17 protein-coding genes are annotated in these 18,152 nt (G+C 61.5%); 3 read left to right on the top strand and 14 right to left on the bottom strand.

The window, feature by feature from the left end:
- Positions 1 to 16: 16 nt before the first annotated feature.
- Together AMC88_RS29755 and pdxA are read left to right on the top strand one after the other, a co-directional pair.
- The gene (locus AMC88_RS29755) at positions 17 to 1,150 is read left to right on the top strand and encodes an iron-containing alcohol dehydrogenase (protein WP_037115090.1); all 1,134 of its coding nucleotides are present in this window, start codon (positions 17 to 19) and stop codon (positions 1,148 to 1,150) included.
- 30 nt (positions 1,151 to 1,180) lie between these two features.
- On the top strand, positions 1,181 to 2,167 hold the full coding sequence (pdxA, locus tag AMC88_RS29750) for a 4-hydroxythreonine-4-phosphate dehydrogenase PdxA (RefSeq protein WP_064830228.1): 987 nt from the start codon (positions 1,181 to 1,183) through the stop codon (positions 2,165 to 2,167).
- Between the two features lie 214 nt (positions 2,168 to 2,381).
- Here pdxA and glpK read toward each other — a convergent pair whose 3' ends face one another.
- The 10 genes from glpK to AMC88_RS29700 all read right to left on the bottom strand — a co-directional run bounded on the left by glpK (position 2,382) and on the right by AMC88_RS29700 (position 13,546).
- Entirely contained in the window at positions 2,382 to 3,884 is a 1,503-nt protein-coding gene (gene glpK / locus AMC88_RS29745; RefSeq protein ID WP_064830227.1) for a glycerol kinase GlpK, read from the bottom strand.
- Positions 3,885 to 4,031: 147 nt separating this feature from the next.
- Positions 4,032 to 5,756 carry an ABC transporter substrate-binding protein gene (locus tag AMC88_RS29740; RefSeq protein ID WP_037145939.1) on the bottom strand — a complete coding sequence of 575 codons (1,725 nt, stop codon included), beginning with the start codon at positions 5,754 to 5,756 and terminating at the stop codon, positions 4,032 to 4,034.
- A gap of 81 nt (positions 5,757 to 5,837) precedes the next feature.
- The gene (locus AMC88_RS29735; RefSeq protein WP_064830226.1) at positions 5,838 to 6,134 is read right to left on the bottom strand and encodes a DUF2160 domain-containing protein; all 297 of its coding nucleotides are present in this window, start codon (positions 6,132 to 6,134) and stop codon (positions 5,838 to 5,840) included.
- A complete protein-coding gene (locus tag AMC88_RS29730) occupies positions 6,134 to 7,045 on the bottom strand; it encodes a carbohydrate ABC transporter permease (protein ID WP_004673590.1) in 912 nt (303 codons plus the stop codon). Before AMC88_RS29730 ends, AMC88_RS29735 begins: the two co-directional genes overlap by 1 nt.
- A gap of 1 nt (position 7,046) precedes the next feature.
- Positions 7,047 to 7,913, bottom strand: coding sequence for a carbohydrate ABC transporter permease (locus tag AMC88_RS29725; protein WP_012489874.1), 867 nt, complete (start codon positions 7,911 to 7,913; stop codon positions 7,047 to 7,049).
- A gap of 2 nt (positions 7,914 to 7,915) precedes the next feature.
- Positions 7,916 to 8,986, bottom strand: coding sequence for an ABC transporter ATP-binding protein (locus AMC88_RS29720; protein WP_064830225.1), 1,071 nt, complete (start codon positions 8,984 to 8,986; stop codon positions 7,916 to 7,918).
- A gap of 9 nt (positions 8,987 to 8,995) precedes the next feature.
- Positions 8,996 to 10,075, bottom strand: coding sequence for an ABC transporter ATP-binding protein (locus AMC88_RS29715; protein ID WP_004673596.1), 1,080 nt, complete (start codon positions 10,073 to 10,075; stop codon positions 8,996 to 8,998).
- Positions 10,076 to 10,116: 41 nt separating this feature from the next.
- Positions 10,117 to 11,631: a glycerol-3-phosphate dehydrogenase gene (glpD, locus tag AMC88_RS29710; protein ID WP_064830224.1), complete on the bottom strand. Its 1,515-nt coding sequence runs from the start codon at positions 11,629 to 11,631 to the stop codon at positions 10,117 to 10,119.
- A 110-nt stretch (positions 11,632 to 11,741) separates the two neighbouring features.
- Positions 11,742 to 12,515 (bottom strand): DeoR/GlpR family DNA-binding transcription regulator, encoded by a 774-nt coding sequence (locus AMC88_RS29705; RefSeq protein WP_004673604.1) that lies wholly within the window; start codon positions 12,513 to 12,515, stop codon positions 11,742 to 11,744.
- A 113-nt stretch (positions 12,516 to 12,628) separates the two neighbouring features.
- Positions 12,629 to 13,546, bottom strand: a complete 918-nt coding sequence (locus AMC88_RS29700) for a DMT family transporter (protein ID WP_170960023.1) — start codon at positions 13,544 to 13,546, stop codon at positions 12,629 to 12,631.
- Positions 13,547 to 13,619: 73 nt separating this feature from the next.
- Here AMC88_RS29700 and AMC88_RS29695 point away from each other — a divergent pair, with 73 nt between their 5' ends.
- Positions 13,620 to 14,549, top strand: coding sequence for a LysR family transcriptional regulator (locus tag AMC88_RS29695; protein WP_064830222.1), 930 nt, complete (start codon positions 13,620 to 13,622; stop codon positions 14,547 to 14,549).
- 138 nt (positions 14,550 to 14,687) lie between these two features.
- Here the strand turns inward: AMC88_RS29695 and AMC88_RS29690 are convergent, their stop codons facing one another.
- The 4 genes from AMC88_RS29690 to AMC88_RS29675 form a co-directional block, all read right to left on the bottom strand.
- Positions 14,688 to 15,206 (bottom strand): DUF992 domain-containing protein, encoded by a 519-nt coding sequence (locus AMC88_RS29690; protein ID WP_010024224.1) that lies wholly within the window; start codon positions 15,204 to 15,206, stop codon positions 14,688 to 14,690.
- A 331-nt stretch (positions 15,207 to 15,537) separates the two neighbouring features.
- The gene (locus AMC88_RS29685) at positions 15,538 to 15,702 is read right to left on the bottom strand and encodes a DUF1328 domain-containing protein (protein WP_003571841.1); all 165 of its coding nucleotides are present in this window, start codon (positions 15,700 to 15,702) and stop codon (positions 15,538 to 15,540) included.
- Between the two features lie 86 nt (positions 15,703 to 15,788).
- Positions 15,789 to 16,382 carry a hypothetical protein gene (locus AMC88_RS29680; RefSeq protein WP_004673617.1) on the bottom strand — a complete coding sequence of 198 codons (594 nt, stop codon included), beginning with the start codon at positions 16,380 to 16,382 and terminating at the stop codon, positions 15,789 to 15,791.
- Positions 16,383 to 16,476: 94 nt separating this feature from the next.
- Entirely contained in the window at positions 16,477 to 18,099 is a 1,623-nt protein-coding gene (locus AMC88_RS29675) for an ABC-F family ATP-binding cassette domain-containing protein (protein WP_064830221.1), read from the bottom strand.
- Between the last annotated feature and the right edge of the window lie 53 nt (positions 18,100 to 18,152).

The following is an 18,152-nucleotide window of genomic DNA, read 5'->3' as shown; positions in this document are numbered from 1 at the left end:
GCAGGAGGACTGGTTCATGGCCAGCTTTGATTCGCCAATCACGATCGTCCGGCCGCATCTGATCGAATTCGGCATCGGCACGGCGGCAAAGCTCGGCAAATGGGCTGCCGAAAAGGGTTATAGGCGCACGCTCGTCATCTCCGATGCTTTCAATGCCTCGCGCATCGACCTGCTGGAATTAAAGGGCGAGGTGACAGTCTTTGCCGAAGTGACGCCCGAGCCGGATACGGCCAACCTCGAAAAGGTGCTCTCGGCGGCAAACGGCGCCAACGCCGAGCTGATTGTCGGCTTCGGCGGCGGCAGCGCCATGGATCTGGCAAAACTCGCCGCCGTTCTTGCCGGCTCTGCGCAGACGTTGCACGACGTCGTAGGCCCGAACAAGGTGCACGGGCCGCGCAAGGCAGCGCTCGCCCAGGTGCCAACGACATCGGGCACCGGCAGCGAGGCGGGCATCCGCGCGCTCGTCACCGACCCCAGGACGATGGCGAAGCTCGCTGTCGAAAGCCTGCACATGCTAGCCGATATCGCCGTCATCGATCCGGCGCTCACCTTCAGCGTGCCGGCGCGCACGACGGCCGCCACCGGCGTCGACGCCATGGCCCATTGCGTCGAAGCGTTCACCAATCGCAAGGCCCATCCGATGGTCGATATCTATGCAATCGAGGGAACGCGGCTGGTCGGCAAATATCTCGCCCGCGCCGTCAAGGACGGCAACGATGCCGAAGCGCGCTCCGGCCTGTCGCTCGCCTCGCTCTATGGCGGCTTCTGCCTCGGTCCGGTCAATACCGCCGGCGGCCATGCGCTCGCCTATCCGCTCGGCACACGCTGGCATGTGGCGCATGGCGCTGCGAATGCGCTGATCTTCCCGCATGTTCTCGCCTTCAACACGCCGTCTGCGCCTGAGAAGACGAAAGCGGTGATGGCAGCGCTTGGGCGTCAAACCTCGGAAAGCTCAAGCTCCGTCTTCGATGCGGCCTATGCTTTCTGCGCCGAACTCGGCATCGAGATGAAACTGTCAGGGCTCGGCGTGCCGGAAAGCGATCTCGACGCCATGGCCGACGACGCTTTTGCCATCCGGCGCCTGCTCGACAACAATCCGCGCGAGCTCACGCGCGCCGACATTCGCTCGATTTACGCGGCCGCCTTTTAGGCGACACGGTTTTCAGAAGGGACCTTGATCATGGACAGGAATGCGAAAGTCGCCGTCACGCTCGGTGATCCCGCCGGCGTCGGCCCCGAGGTGATCGTCAAGGCCATGGCGGCTCTTCCGAGCGAAGAGCGTCGCGATTTCGTCATCGTCGGCAATGTCGAAGCGCTGGAGCGCGCCGACCGCGTCAGCGGCACCGGGCTGAAATTCGGTCCGGCCGATGCCCCCGGCGATGCCAGGATCGCTGTCGATGAAGTTCCGCTCGGCGCGGCCCTGCCCGAGATCGGCAAGGTCAGCCCCGTCGCCGGCGATGCCTCGGTGCGCTATATCACCCGCGCCGTCGATCTCGCCATGACTGGCGAAGCCGATGTCATCGTCACCGCGCCGATCAACAAGGAGGCGATGAACCTCGCCGGCCATCACCATGACGGCCATACCGGGCTGCTCGCCCATCTCACCGGCTCGAAGAGCTCCTTCATGCTGCTTGCCTCCGAGCGGCTGAACACCATCCATGTCTCGACCCACATCTCGCTGAAGGGCGCAATCGAGCGCGCCAAGACCGAGCGGGTGCTGGCGACCATCGAGGCCGGCCACCGCCATTTCCTGCGCCTCGGCAAGAAAGCGCGCATCGCCGTTGCCGGCCTCAATCCGCATTGCGGCGAAAACGGCCTGTTCGGTACCGAGGACATGGAATTCCTGGCGCCCGCGGTCGAGCGGGCGCAGGCCAACGGCATCGACGTCGTCGGGCCGATATCGGCCGATACAGTCTTCGCCCGCGCCTATAACGGCGCCTTCGATCTTGTCATCGCCCAGTATCACGATCAGGGCCACATCCCGATCAAGCTCGTCGCCTTCGAAACGGCCGTCAACGTCTCGCTCGGCCTGCCGATCGACCGCGTCTCGGTCGATCACGGCACCGCTTTCGACATTGCCGGCACGGGAAAGGCCAACCACGTCAACATGCTGTCGGCCATTGCCTATGCCCGCCTGATGGCCCGGTCCCCACGCCAGAAGGCGTGAATTTGCGATATCTGTTTACGCCACCGATTGGCTGATCCGGCGCTGGAAGAAACAGCGACGACGTCAACCATGTTGTTATCCGGCTCAGGGAAACCCGAAGAGTTCTGATCATTGTACAATTGCATTGCACCCACATCATACGATGGAGGTGCGGTGGGTTGGCAGGCTATCCGGCCGGCGCAGCACAGCGATGGTTTGCCCACGAGACGAGCGGCTATCCCACCGAAGCGTCCGAGATCATCCGCGATACGGCATTCTTCCAGCCGATGATCTTGGCCTGACGCTCGCCCTCCTCCATCGAAGGGCTGAAGCGGCGGTCGCAGACCCAGGCTTGCCCAAACTCCCGCCTGCCGGGCCAGATGCCAGCCTTCGAACCGGCAAGCCAGGCCGCACCAAGCGCCGTCGTCTCGCGGATTGCCGAGCGGTCGACCGGATTTCCGGTCATGTCGGCGAGGCATTGCATCGTCCAGTCCGAAGCCGCCATGCCACCGTCGACTCGCAGCACGGTTTCCAGCTGGTTGACACCCCAGTCCTTCTTCATCGCCACAAGCAGGTCCAGCGTCTGATAGGCGACGGATTCAAGCACGGCGCGGGCAAATTCCGCCGGTCCACTGTTGCGCGTCAGGCCGAAGATCGCGCCGCGCGCTGCCGGATCCCAATAAGGCGCGCCCAGCCCGGTGAAGGCGGGGACGATATAGACCTGCTGCCCGGGATCAGCCTTGGCCGCGAGCACGCCTGCCTCGGACGCCTGCTCGATGATGCCGAGCCCATCGCGCAGCCACTGCACGGCGGCGCCGGCGATGAAGATCGAGCCTTCGAGCGCATAAGTGGTCTCGCCGTCGAGCCGGCAGGCGATGGTCGTCAGCATCCGGTTGGACGAGGAAACACGGTCGCGGCCGGTATTCAGCAAGGCGAAACAGCCGGTGCCATAGGTGGATTTCATCATGCCGGGCTCGAAGCAGGCATTGCCCATCGCGGCTGCCTGCTGGTCGCCGGCGACCCCGAGGATCGGAAGCTCGGCGCCGAGCAGTGCTTTGTCGACGCGGCCGAAATCGTCGGCGCATTCCTTGACCTCGGGCAGCATGGCAGGGGGAATACCGAGAATGCCGAGCAGTTCCTCGTCCCAGGCGCCGTCATCGATATTGTAGAGCAGCGTTCGCGATGCATTGGTAGCATCGGTCGCATGCACGCGGCCGCCGGTCAGCTTGTAGATCAACCAGCTGTCGATCGTGCCGAAGCAGACCTCGCCTGCCTCCGCCTTCTCGCGCAGCCCATCGACATTGTCGAGCAGCCAGCGCAGCTTGGTCCCCGAAAAATACGGGTCGAGCAGCAGCCCGGTCTTGGCGCTGAACAGCTTCTCATATCCGTCCGCCTTCAGGCTTTCGCACATTTCCGCTGTGCGCCGGTCCTGCCAGACGATCGCGCGGTGAAGAGGAGTTCCGGACCGGCGATCCCAGACGACCGCCGTCTCGCGCTGGTTGGTGATGCCGACAGCGGCAATATCGGTAGGCTTCAAACCGGCATCGGAGATCGCCTTGCGCGCCGTATCGGCGACGGACTGCCAGATTTCGGCCGCGTCGTGCTCCACCCATCCGGGCTGCGGATAATATTGGGTGATCTCCGCCTGCGCGGACCCCGCCATTTTCATGCCGCCATCGAAGATAATCGCGCGCGAAGACGTGGTGCCCTGGTCGATCGAAAGAATATAGCCGCTCATATCCGTCTCCGGCTCGCACGAAACCGCTCCGCCCAGGAGGGCGGATGCGGGGATGTCATGAGAGAAAGATTGTGGGTGCCACCGGCCTGCTGCCGGTGGCGGGAAGTGAATGGCCGGAAGCCTCGTCGCCTCCGGCCGAGGTCCGCCTTACTTCGACTGCCAGCTCTTGACGAGTTCGTCGTAGTTGACGGTGACCGGCTTTTCCTTCTCGTTCTCGATCTTCAGCTGCGGCGCAAGGTTGCCCTTCTTCACCGCATCCGCGTTCCAATAAGCGAGATCATGCTCTTCGGCGAGCTTCGGGCCGATATCGCCCTGGACGCCCGATTTCTCGATACGACCCATGACCTTCTCCTGCTCGCCGCAGAGAGAATCCATGGCTTCCTGCGGTGTCTTCGCACCGGAGGACGCATCACCGATTGCCTGCCACCAAAGCTGAGCCAGCTTAGGATAGTCGGGAACGTTGGTACCGGTTGGCGACCACTGAACACGCGCAGGCGAACGATAGAACTCGATCAGACCGCCGAGCTTCGGAGCACGCTCCGTAAAGCTCTTGTCGCGAATGGTGGATTCGCGGATGAAGGTGAGACCGAGCTGGCTCTTCTTCACGTCAACCGTCTTGGAGGTCACGAACTGCGCATAGAGCCAGGCGGCTTTCGCACGGTCCGTCGGGGTCGACTTCATCAGCGTCCAGGAACCAACGTCCTGATAACCAAGCTTCATGCCGTCTTTCCAGTAGACGCCATGCGGGCTCGGTGCCATGCGCCATTTCGGCGTACCGTCCTCGTTCATGACAGGCAGGCCAGGCTTGACCATGTCTGCTGTAAAGGCCGTGTACCAGAAGATCTGCTGCGCGACGTTGCCCTGTGCCGGAACCGGACCGGATTCCGAGAAGGTCATGCCCTGAGCTTCCGGCGGTGCGTAGGCCTTCAACCAGTCGAGATATTTCTGGATCGAGTAGACGGACGCCGGGCCGTTGGTATCACCGCCGCGCGCGACGCATGAGCCGACGGGACGCGACTTTTCGTCGACCTTGATACCCCATTCGTCGACCGGAAGACCGTTCGGCAGGCCCTTGTCGCCGTTGCCGGCCATGGAAAGCCAGGCGTCGGTGAAGCGCCAGCCGAGCGACGGGTCCTTCTTGCCGTAGTCCATGTGGCCGAAGACCTTCTTGCCGTTCTCGTCACGGCCGGTAAAGAATTCAGCAATGTCCTCGTAGGCCGACCAGTTGACCGGAACGCCGAGGTCGTAGCCGTATTTCGCCTTGAAATCGGCCTTGTTCTTCTCGTCGTTGAACCAGTCGTAGCGGAACCAGTAGAGGTTGGCGAACTGCTGATCGGGAAGCTGGTAGAGCTTCTTATCCGGCGCCGTCGTGAACTTGGTGCCGATGAAGTCGTCGATATCGAGGCCGGGGTTGGTAACGTCCTTGCCTTCGCCGGCCATCCAGTCAGTCAGGTTGCGCACCTGCTGATAGCGCCAGTGGGTCCCGATCAGGTCGGAGTCGTTGACCCAGCCGTCATAAAGGTTCTGACCGGTCTGCATCTGTGTCTGGATCTTCTCGACAACGTCGCCCTCTTGAATGACGTCGTGCGTGACCTTGATGCCGGTGATCGCAGTAAAGGCCGGAGCCAGAACCTCGGACTCATACTTGTGGGTGGTCAAGGTTTCCGAAACGACCTTGATCTCCATGCCGGCGAAGGGCTTCGCAGCATCGACGAACCACTGCATTTCCTTTTCCTGGTCGGCGCGAGAGAGCGTCGACATGTCGCCGATCTCTTTATCCAGGAAAGTCTTTGCCTCGTCCATGCCGGCATAGGCCGACCCGGTCATGGCCAGCAGTACCGCTGCTGTCGTCGTCAATAAATGCCTTCGCATAATGTCCTCCCAGGGTTTGCGATTGCAGTCTTCACGTCTCAGGTGGCCAGAAATACCCCCGGCCATCTGCATCAGCTTGCCTCACACGTAACGGAATACGCCGACGGCGTAGACGACGGAGAGGGCGAGAGCCCACCAGAGACTTGATCCCGCAAGACCAAGCCAGGCAAGATTGATAAAGGCGCTGCCGAGCAGCGAAAGGAAAAGCCGGTCACCGCGCGTCGTCTCGAAGCGCAGGATTCCGATCCGCGGGTTGCCGCCCGGGACGGCATACTCCCAGACCCCCATGCCGATCAGCAGCAATACGATGACGATGAAGAAAGCGGCCGTCGGCCAGGTCCATGCCATCCATGAAAAATCGGGAAGCGAAAAGCTCATCAAACCCTCCCCAGGGCAAAGCCCTTTGCGATGTAATTGCGCACGAACCAGATCACCAGCGCCCCTGGGATCAAGGTCACAACACCCGCAGCGGCGAGCAGACCCCAATCCATGCCGGATGCCGAGACAGTACGGGTCATGGTGGCAGCGATCGGCTTCGCGTCGGTCGTCGTCAACGTTCTTGCGATCAGCAACTCAACCCAGGAGAACATGAAGCAGAAGAAGCAGGCGACACCGATGCCGCTCGCGATCAGCGGCGTGAAGATCTTCAGGAAGAATCGTGGGAACGAGTAGCCGTCGATATAAGCCGTTTCGTCGATTTCCTTGGGCACGCCCGACATGAAGCCTTCAAGAATCCAGACCGCCAGCGGCACGTTGAAGAGGCAATGCGCCAATGCCACGGCGATGTGCGTATCGATCAGTCCAAACGCCGAATAGAGCTGGAAGAACGGCAGGGCAAAGACGGCCGGCGGCGCCATCCGGTTCGTCAGCAGCCAGAAGAAGAGATGCTTGTCGCCGAGGAACCGATAACGGGAGAAGGCATAGGCCGCCGGCAACGCGACCGCGACCGAGATCACCATGTTCATGACGACATAAGTGATCGAATTGAGATAGCCGGAATACCACGCTTTCTCCGTAAAGATCGTCACGTAATTGGCGATCGTCGGGTTATGCGGATAAAGCGTCAGAGAATTGACGATTTCCGCATTGGTCTTGAAGCTCATGTTGACGAGCCAGTAGATCGGCAGCAGCAGCACGATGATATAGATCGTCGGAACCAGCCACCACCAACGCGATTCCTCGCCGCGCCGGCGCATCAGACGGCTGACCTCATCGGAGGAGAGACCGCTTGCGACATTGGTAACGCCCGAGATTTTTCGGCTCGCTGTCGTTTCGTTGGAGGCGCTCATTTCAATTCTCCGCGTCGTGGCTTGTCATGACGGTGTAGAACACCCACGAAAGCAGCAGGATGATGAGGAAATAGATCAGCGACATGGCAGCGGCCGGACCGAGGTCAAACTGTCCGAGCGCGGTTTTGACCAGATCGATCGACAGGAAAGTGGTCGAGTTGCCCGGACCGCCGCCCGTAACGACAAACGGCTCGGTATAGATCATGAAACTATCCATGAAACGCAGCAGCACGGCGATCAGAAGAACGCGCTTCATCTTTGGCAGCTGGATATAGCGGAATACGGCCCAACGCGACGCACCGTCGATCTTGGCTGCCTGATAGAAGGCATCTGGAATGGAAACGAGGCCGGCATAGCAGAGCAACACGACCAAGCTCGTCCAATGCCAGACATCCATGATGATGATGGTCACCCAGGCATCGAGCGGATCCTGTACATAGTTGTAATCGATGCCGATGGCATTGATGTAATAGCCGAACAAACCAATGTCGTTGCGGCCGAACACCTGCCAGATCGTGCCGACAACGTTCCACGGGATCAGCAGTGGCAGTGCCATCAGAACCAGGCACACGGGTACGCCGATGCCCGATTTCGGCATGTTGAGCGCAATGAAGATACCGAGCGGGATCTCAAGAGCGAGAATGATCAGCGAAAAAATCAGGTTTCGCTGCAGGGCGGCCCAGAAACGGTCGGAATGCAGGACTTGGGTAAACCAGTCCGTTCCGTTCCAGAAGAACTGGTTGTTTCCGAAAGTGTCCTGAACGGAATAGTTCACAACCGTCATCAAGGGGATGACGGCCGAGAACGCCACCAGCACGAGGACCGGCAGGACCAGAAACCACGCTTTGTTGTTCCAGGTTTTTTCCATGATCAAGCCTCCGGTCCAGCGCGCCAAGAGTCGGCATAGATACTGATACCCGACGGCTCGAAGGTCACCCGGGGATCAGCCGGAATTTCTTCGTCCTCAGGAACGACGATCGCGATCGGCTGGCCGGCAAACTGCGCGCGGACGATCTTCTGCCGGCCGATGTCTTCCACCTTGCTGACGGTCACCGGCATGCCTTCGCGGCCGACCCGAACAAACTCGGGCCGGATTCCAAGCTCTACCTTGGCCGCTGCCGACGTTTTCGGCGCATAGTCGAGCGTCAGTGCATGCTCGCCGACCCGAACCGTGCGGCCTTCCACCTTGGCCGGCATGAAGTTCATACCAGGAGAACCGATGAAGTAGCCGACGAAGGTGTGGCTCGGACGTTCGAAGAGTTCGGCCGGCGTGCCGATCTGCACAATCTGGCCATCATACATCACCACGACCTTGTCGGCGAAGGTCAGCGCCTCCGTCTGGTCATGCGTGACATAGACCATGGTAAAACCGAACTGCTTATGCAGCCGCTTCAGCTGCGATCGCAGCACCCATTTCATATGCGGATCGATAACAGTGAGCGGCTCGTCGAAGAGAATCGCGTTCACATCCGAGCGCACGAGGCCGCGGCCGAGCGAAATCTTCTGCTTTTGGTCCGCCGTCAAACCGCGGGCACGTCGCTTGGCCCAGCCTCCAAGATCGATCATCTCCAATATTTCGCGGACGCGACGATCAACATCCGGCTCCGCCACTCCGCGGTTGCGCAAGGGGAAAGCCAGATTGTCATAGACGGTCATCGTGTCGTAGATGACCGGAAACTGGAATACCTGCGCAATATTTCGCTGCTGCGTCGGCAGGTTCGTAACATCGTGTCCATCGAAGAGAATTCGCCCTTCGGACGGCTGGATAAGGCCGGAAATGATATTGAGCAGCGAGGTCTTTCCGCAGCCTGAAGGTCCGAGCAGCGCATAGGCGCCGCCATCGTTCCACTCGTGGTGCACTTCCTTGAGGGCGTAGTCCTTCTCGCTCGTCGGGTTCGGCCCATAGGCATGTCGAATATGATCGAGGGTGATACGTGCCATGATCTTCTCCTAGCCCCTCTGCCCGACGGTGGTGATCGCCCGGCCGTCCGCGCCGAACGCCATCAGGTGGCGCGTGTCGATGAAAACGGAGAGGTCCGCGTCCGGGTCGATGTTGTGGATGCCGTGCGCAAGCATCACCCAGCGGGTATCGGCAAATTGCAGATGCACGAAACTTTCCGACCCCGTGATCTCCGAAATTTGTGTCCGTGCCGTCAGCCGCGCCGAATTGGCCGTCTGGGCGGTTGGAGCAAGATGATGCGGGTGAAACGCGATCGTTGCCGGCCCGTCCGGCACGTTCTGAAGATGCGCCGGCACGGCAAAAATCACATCGCCATCGCGCAGGAAATTGCCGTCCGATTTGACCAGATCAATAAAATTAAGCGGCGGATCGGCGAAAGTTTTCGCCGTCGTCAGATCGAGCGGATTGCGGTAGACCTCGATTGTCGGGCCGAACTGCGTGATCCGGCCCTCGTTGAGCGCTGCCGTATTGCCACCAAGCAACAAGGCTTCCGAGGGTTCCGTCGTGGCGTAGACGAAGATCGCGCCGGACTGGGCGAAGATCTTCGGCAATTCCTGCCGCAGCTCTTCGCGCAGCTTGTAATCGAGATTGGCAAGCGGCTCGTCCATCAGCACCAGGCTGGCATTCTTGACGAGCGCGCGCGCAAGCGCGGTACGCTGCTGCTGGCCGCCGGAGAGATGGAGCGGCGTACGATCGAGATAGGGCGTAAGCTTTAGAAGCTCGGCCGCCTTGCGCACCTCACGGTCGATGGTGGCGGCATCCTTGCCAGAGATGCGCATCGGCGAGGCGATGTTCTCATAGACGGTCAGTGCCGGATAATTGATGAATTGCTGGTAGACCATGGCGACATTGCGCTTCTGCACCGGCATGCCGGTGACGTCGGCGCCGTCGAAATGCACGGAGCCGGCGGTCGGACGGTCGAGCCCGGCCATCAGCCGCATCAGCGACGTCTTGCCCGACAGCGTCGGCCCGAGCAGGACGTTCAGCGTGCCGCGCTCGAGGACCAGGTCGGTCGGATAGATGTGATAGTCCGCGCCCACCATCTTGGCGGCGTTTCGCAGTTCCAGCATTCCCGTTCCCGTGCCTCCACGCAGCGGGGATCACACGCCGCCTATCCGGCCATCGCCGGCATGGCAGCCATGTACTCCTCCAGTGACTGAGCCTGCTCCTTCGAAAGGCGCAGACCATCCTTTGTTCTCCTCCACAGCACGTCTTCGGCGTGCCGGGCCCATTCATGTTCGACCAGATAGGCGACCTCGGCCTCGTAGAGATCGCCGCCGAACAACCGTCCAAGATCGTTGATGCCGCGGGCATTGCCGAGCAGCGTCTCGGCCCTGGTGCCGTAGCGACGGATCAGCCGGCGAGCGTGCTGATCGGCGAGGAACGGATAGCGCTGCTTCAGCGCGGCGACCTGCCCCTCATAACCGCGAACCGGGAAATTGCCGCCGGGCAGATGGCTCTTGGCCGTCCACGGAGCACCCTTGACACCGATCGCAGCACCGATCTTCTCCAGCGCGTGCTCGGACAGCCGGCGATAGGTGGTGAGCTTGCCACCGAAAACATTGAGCAGCGGCGCGGTCTGCCCCTCGCCTTCCAGCTTCAGCACATAGTCGCGCGTCGCCTCCTGCGCCTTCGAGGCGCCGTCGTCGTAAAGCGGGCGGACCGCCGAATAGGTCCAGACGATATCTTCCGGCCGCACCGGCTCCTTGAAATATTCGGACGCCGCATTGCAGAGATAGACCGTCTCCTCCTCGGAGATCCGGACATCCCTCGGATCGGCGGTGTAATCGCGGTCGGTCGTGCCAATCAGGGTGAAGTCGCCCTCGTAGGGGATGGCGAAGATGATGCGATTGTCCGGATTCTGGAAGAAATAGGCGCGGGGATCGTCGAACTTCTTCTTCACGACAATATGGCTGCCCTGGACGAGGCGGACATGGTGGGCCTCGTTCTGGCCGAAGGCGGAACGAATGACATGATCGACCCAGGGGCCGGCGGCGTTAACCAGCATACGGGCCTGATGACTGTCATTGCGACCGGTGACGGCATCGACGGTCTCGATATGCCACAGGCTGTTCTCGCGCCTTGCCGAGACCACTTTGGTGCGCGGCATGATCGCCGCACCCTTGTCGGCGGCGTCGCGGGCGTTCAGCACCACCATACGGGCGTCATCGACCCAGCCGTCGGAATATTCGAACGCTCTCGTAAACAGCGCCTTCAGCGGCTTGCCGGCCGGGTCCTTGCGCATGTCGAGCACCGAGGTCGCCGGCAGCAGCTTGCGGCCGCCGAGATGGTCGTAGAGGAAGAGGCCGAGCCGGATCAGCCAGGCGGGGCGAATGCCGCCCTTATGATAAGGCAATACGAAACGCAGCGGCCAGATGATGTGCGGCGCCATCGCCCAGAGGATCTCGCGCTCCATCAACGATTCACGCACCAGGCGGAACTCGTAATGCTCGAGATAACGCAGGCCGCCATGGATCAGCTTGGTGGCGCCGGATGAGGTGCCGGAGGCGAAATCGTTCATCTCCGCCAGCGCGACGGAATAGCCGCGCCCGACGGCATCACGCGCGATGCCGCAGCCGTTGATGCCGCCGCCAATGACGAAAATATCGTATATCTCCCGGCCCAATTGCCCCTCCGAGCCTGCTGCTGATTTCGCATCGCACAAAATTTGCGCGATTGCGAAAGTGACATCAGTTAAAACGAAAGAAATACGAATGTCAAACGAATGTTGTCGCGTTATCGCGATCTGCTGTTTGTTTCGATCAGCTTCACATTGTTTTCCAAGCAGAGATTGCGGATCGACGGCACCGGACAGTGGTCGGTGATGAAGGTGTGAACCTGGGAGAGCTGACCGATCCGGACCGGCGCGGTGCGTTCGAACTTCGTGGAATCGGCAACAAGAATAACGTGGCGGGCATTGGCGATGATCGCCTGTGCGACCTTCACCTCGCGAAAGTCATAGTCGAGAAGCGCGCCGTCGATATCGATCGCCGAAGCGCCGATAACGGCATAGTCGACCTTGAACTGGCGGATGAAATCGACCGCCGCTTCGCCGACGATACCGCCGTCCGAGCCGCGCACGACTCCGCCGGCGATCACCACCTCGATTGCCGGAAATAGACGCAACCGGTTGGCGACGTTGATATTATTGGTGATCACCATCAGCTCGTGATGATTGGCGAGCGCCTCGCCCACCGCCTCGGTCGTCGTGCCGATATTGATGAAGAGCGAGGCCCCGCTCGGGATCAGTTCGACGGCCGCCATGCCGATCGCCTGTTTCTCCGAAGCGGCGATCTGGCGGCGCGCCTCGTATTTGACGTTCTCGGTGCCGCTCGGGAATGTGGCGCCGCCATGGATGCGCGTCAGCACTTGCGCATCGCAGAGGTCGTTGAGGTCCTTGCGGATGGTTTGCGGCGTTACCGAGAAGCGGGAGGCGAGCTCCTCGACCAGAACCCTGCCACTCGATTTCGCGATCGCCACGATTTCAGTCTGTCGGTCGGTCAAGAACATCGGCGCGCCCCTTTCGATCTGCTTTCGTTTTTAAAGAAAGCGAAGGGCGGCGCAATGCCTAATTGCCGGCGGCCAGGTTTCGCGCCCCGAATGATGGTCGCCGCGCCGTGCAATCAGCGTTTCCGCATGAGGTTGACCACGAGGACGCCGAGGATCGCCATGACGCCGCCGATCGCGCCGAGTGCCGTCGGCGTCTCGCCGAGCCAGACGAGACCGATCAGCGTTGCGACCGGCGGCACGCCGTAAAGGAAATTCGAGGCGCGACCTGCCGTCAGCCGCTTCAACGCGATCGCCCAGGTGAGATAGCCGATCGCGGTCGGGAAGATGACCAGATAGGCAACGCCCCAATTGACTTCGGCGGGAGCTGCCGCCAGCGCGCGGACGGTCGCCGGTACGGCTGGAAAGAGCGGCACGGAGCCGATCAGCAGGATCCAGGCCGTGACGGCAAGCGCCGGCAGCCGGCCGAGCAGCGGCTTCTGCAGCACGCTGGCGATCGCCGAGCAGAGCGCCGCGCCGAGGATGAGGACTGCATTCGGATCGAGCTTGAAACCGTCGTCGGAGGCGACTGCGATCAGTGCCACGCCGCCGAAGGAAACCGCGGTGCCCGCCCAGCCCCAGCGGCCGAAGCGTTCGCCGAGCGCGAAGGTGGCGATGAGAGCGGTAAAGACCGGCATGGTATTGATGATGAAGCTGGCCGGCCCCGCCGCAACCGTCTGCTCGCCGGTGTTCAACAGAACCGCATAGGCGGCGATGAAGAGCACCGCGGCAACGGAGAGGCGCAAGACGTCGCGTTTTTCGGGCATCGGCAGATAGATGGCGAGGTAGATGAGGGCGAGAGCACCGGCGGCCACATAGCGCGCCGTCGCTAGTTCGATCGGCGTCAGCGGTCCGAGGCAGATGCGGATGACCACGAAGGAGGAGGCCCAGAAGAGAATAGTGACGACGATCGCTGCAAAGGCCACCAGATCAAACCTGCCCTGGTCCTTCGCCGAAACCGGTGCGCTTGCCGCCATGCTCATTGTTGCCTCCATCTGTGCGTGTGAGAATGAATTAGTCTTTCGATGCATGCTTGAAAAGCACCGCAATCGATGATCAAATGTGCGCATGGTTCACAGCTCACCGGTCCTTCCGCCTCTCGATACGCTCGAGACCTTTGCCCGCGCCGCCCGGCTCGGATCCTTTTCGGCCGCGGCCGAGGAAAGCGGTCTCACGCATGGTGCAGTGTCGCGGCAGGTCTCGCGGCTCGAGCGCTGGATGGGCGTGCGGCTGTTTGCGCGCGAAGCGCGCGGCGTGCGGCTGACGCCGGAGGGCATGCGTTTTTTCGCCCGCGCCGAGGAAGCGCTTTTCCTACTCGGTAACACCGGCGAGCGCTGGCTACCCCGGCCGAACAAGGCTGTGGTGCGCCTTTCGGTGACGCCTTCGGTGGCGTCACTGTGGCTGTTTCCGCGTATGGCGAAGCTCGAAGGAAACGAGCTGCATGTCGAACTGACGCTCGAACATCGGCTGGCGGATTTCGGCGAAGGCACGGACCTCGCCATCCGTTGCGGCAAGGGTCCCTGGGCCGGCGTGCGGGCTCTGCCGCTCTGGCGGGAGAAATCCTTCCCGATCGCCGCCCCGGCACTGGCAAACCGGCTTAAACATCGCTCCGATGCGCTTTCCCTGCTCGAGCTGCCGATTCTTCACGACTCCAATATCGAAGGCTGGCGCCGCTGGCTTTCTCGCGAAGGTGTCGATTATACGCCGCGCGGCCAGGATCGCCGCTTCGAGGATTACAACCTGGTGATGGATGCCTGTACGCAAGGACTCGGCATCGCGCTCGCCCGCCCTCCCCTATCGGATGCGGCGCTCGCCGCCGGACGCGTCGTGGCGGTGTCGGACCGTACGCTCGATTATCACGTCGCCTTTCACTTGATTCGGCCGGACGATGCACTGCGAACCCCCGCCATCGAATTTGCCAGCCGCTTCCTGCGCGAAGCCGGTCATGACGAGGAGACGATCAGCAGCTTTGTCGCACCCGGCAGGGCGAAAGCGTAAGACCCGCCGCCCTATCCGCCTGAACGTCTCGGCACCCTGGCTGTCCCGGATTTTCGGAAATCGTCCATTACAGCGCCCGCAAACGGGCGCAAGGGGTTAACGCCCCGCCGGGTCGCGGCAGGGCGCGTCAAAAACCGATCAATCCGCCGGAGTCAGTGTCATCGATGCGCTGCCGGCCGCAACATTCAGGCCGAGTTGGCCGGTCAGGCTGACCGTCTGCAGATGGATTGAACCGGAGGTGCCGCCGACCAGGAGGTTGGCGCCGACACCGGCGCCGACCGTCGCTTCGGCAGTGGCGCCGACATAGAGGCCGGCGAGCGATCCGCGGTGATAGCCGGCCGTCGGCGCGAAGACGGCCCAGATCAGGCGGCTGCGCGTGGTGAAGCCGAGATCGATGCCAAGCTTTCGCATTTCGCCGGTATAGTGATCCAAAAGCTCATTGCCGACGATCGACTGGAAGACGCAGTCTGCTTCCTTCGAGGAACCAAGCACATAACCCGTGCCGCCGCCGATATCGCAAGTGAGATAACCGATCTTCACGCCATTGCGCAGATCCGGCTCTTCTGTTCTGGTGACGGGATCGGCAGCACTGACCGCCCCCGCGCCGATAAACGTCAACGATACCGCGGCAAACGCCGTCGCAAGAGTTTTATTCATAAGTCTCTCCTTCTCAAATCGTGACGGGAACACCCGGCTGGCCGGCACCGGAAATCGGAGAGGACCGCAACGCAATCCCAGAACGGTGCCGTTTTCGCGTCGCATGTCAAAGCGCGTGGGAAGCGCAAGCGACAAGCTCACGGTTCAGCCCCATTGGGACATTTCGAAGGCACCATCCAGGGCCGCATGCGCCATTTCACGATCTTGTCAGGGATGGTTGCACGAAAAACACATTCGCCCAAAGCGAGTTCTAACCGGCGCGTGGGCGACCGCCAAGAAAAGAAAAACCCGGTGATTGATGTCACCGGGTTTTATACTTTATTTCTCCTCGCTATACTCTGCGCATGAAGCGCATGACGAGCGAGACGACGAACAACACCAGGAAAATGAAGAACAGAACCTGGGCAATAGAAGCTGAAGCCCCTGCGATGCCGCCAAATCCGAGGACGCCGGCAATCAAGGCCACAACGAGAAACACCAGAGCGTAGTAAAGCATCGCAATCTCCTTTTACGTTGCTGCTCAGATAACGGAGACCGCCCGGTTTGGTTCCCTGCCTATCATGCTCGGCAGACAGCTTTCGTTCAGCCGAAATGAAAGACGCCGCTGTAGGTCCGGTCGCCTTCGGTCGGCTCGGGAGGTTCAGCCGCATCGAGATAGGTCTTCAGCGGCCCGGTCAGCACGAACCAGACGCTTGCCCCCAACATGAAACAGGCGCCCACGGGATCGTCGATGCGAGCGATGAACGGAAGGCAGGCCGATGAGAAAAGAACAATGATCCGCACCGACCACTCCGCCTCACGCTTGGCCACGGCACGCGCCCTCAGTGACTTGTACTCCCGGGCGCCATAGGCGCTTCCTCCCACCTTTATAGCCGAAAACAGCTTTCTGGCCGACGGCAGGGCCAGCATGACCAGCGCGGCGACGCTGAGCGCGAAAGGCCTTCCGGCCATCACCTGGCCGCTGGCGACAAGGAGAAAAGAAAGCACGACGAGATTCCACGTCGGCTCCAACAGTTCCGGCGGCTGCCGCGTGCGGATATGCCAACTCCGCAGCAAGCCCGCCGCACCGTGCAGTAGCGGCTGATCGATATAGCGATTGATCCAGTCCATGCAGACGCGCCCCGTCCCCGATTGAAAATGAAGAGGGCTCCGAACACCACGGAAATAGGTCATCATCGTGGCAGAGCGCCGGCAATATCAGCCGAAGCTGTGCTTCGCTCACAGGAAACCGGCCTTCCCGGACCGCTTCGACAGGTCGCCGGAAAAATCGTCAGCTGCGCAAGCCAGGCGCCTCGTGACCGGTGCGCGCCACATATTCTGTGTAGCCACCGCCATATTGATGGATGCCGTCCGGCGTCAATTCGAGCACGCGGTTGGAGAGCGCCGCCAGGAAATGCCTGTCGTGCGAGACGAACAGCATCGTGCCCTCATATTGGGAAAGCGCCTTGATCAGCATCTCCTTGGTGTCGAGGTCGAGATGGTTGGTCGGCTCGTCCAGCACGAGCAGGTTCGGCGGATCGAAGAGCATCATCGCCATCACCAGCCGGGCCTTCTCGCCGCCGGAGAGCACCCGGCACCGTTTCTCGACATCGTCGCCGGAAAAGCCGAAGCATCCGGCAAGCGCCCGCAAGGGTCCCTGCCCTGCCTGAGGAAACCTGTCTTCCAGCGATTGGAATACCGTCCGCTCGCCGTCGAGGATATCCATGGCGTGCTGAGCGAAATAGCCCATCTTGACGCTGGCGCCGAGCGCAACGCTGCCCTGGTCAGGCGCGGCGGTGCCCGTCACCAGCTTCAATAAGGTCGATTTCCCGGCGCCGTTGATGCCCATGATGCACCAGCGCTCCCGCCGCCGCACCATGAAGTCGAGACCCTCATAGATGCTTCGGCTGCCGTATTTCTTATGGACATTCTTCAGGCTGACCACGTCCTCGCCGGAGCGCGGCGCGGTCTGGAACTCGAAAGCGACCGACTGGCGGCGCTTGGGCGGTTCCACCCGGTCGATCTTCTCCAGCTTCTTCACCCGGCTCTGCACCTGCGAGGCATGCGAGGCACGCGCCTTGAATCGCTCGATGAACTTGATCTCCTTGGCGAGCATCGCTTGTTGACGCTCGAACTGCGCCTGCTGCTGCTTCTCGTTCTGCGCGCGCTGCTGCTCGTAGAATTCATAGTCGCCGGAATAGGCCGTCAATCCGCCGCCGTCGATCTCGATGATCTTGTTGACGATGCGGTTCATGAACTCGCGGTCGTGCGAGGTCATCAGTAGCGCCCCTTCATAGCCCTTCAGGAACTCTTCGAGCCAGATCAGGCTTTCGAGATCGAGATGGTTGCTCGGTTCGTCGAGCAGCATGACGTCGGGGCGCATGAGCAGGATGCGGGCCAGCGCCACACGCATCTTCCAGCCGCCCGACAGCGCGCCGACGTCCCCGTCCATCATTTCCTGGCTGAAGCTCAAACCGGCGAGCACTTCGCGGGCGCGCCCCTCGAGCGCATAGCCGTCCAGTTCCTCGTAGCGCGCCTGCACCTCGCCGTAACGCTCGATGATCTCTTCCATGTCGCCGGCCCTTTCCGGGTCGGCCATGGCGGCCTCGAGTTCGCGCAATTGCCCGGCAACAATGCTGACCGGGCCGGCACCGTTCATCACCTCGGCGACGGCGCTGTGACCCGCCATCTCGCCGACATCCTGGTTGAAATAGCCGATCGTCACGCCCTTTTCGCAAGAGACCTGTCCCTCGTCGGGCTGCTCTTCGCCGTTGATCATCCGGAAGATCGTCGTCTTGCCGGCGCCGTTCGGGCCGACCAGACCGATCTTCTCGCCTCTGTTGAGGGCAGCCGAAGCCTCGATGAAGAGAATGCGGTGGCTGAGCTGCTTGCTGATATTCTCAATACGAATCATGGTGTGCGCGGGGGTCCGGGGAAAGTTTCGGCGCCCTTATGCCACGCATGGAA

It is taken from the genome of Rhizobium phaseoli (assembly GCF_001664385.1).
GTDB lineage: Bacteria > Pseudomonadota > Alphaproteobacteria > Rhizobiales > Rhizobiaceae > Rhizobium > Rhizobium phaseoli.
The sequence above is the reverse complement of the archived record's forward strand: the minus strand, read 5'-3'. Positions and strand labels throughout refer to the sequence as shown.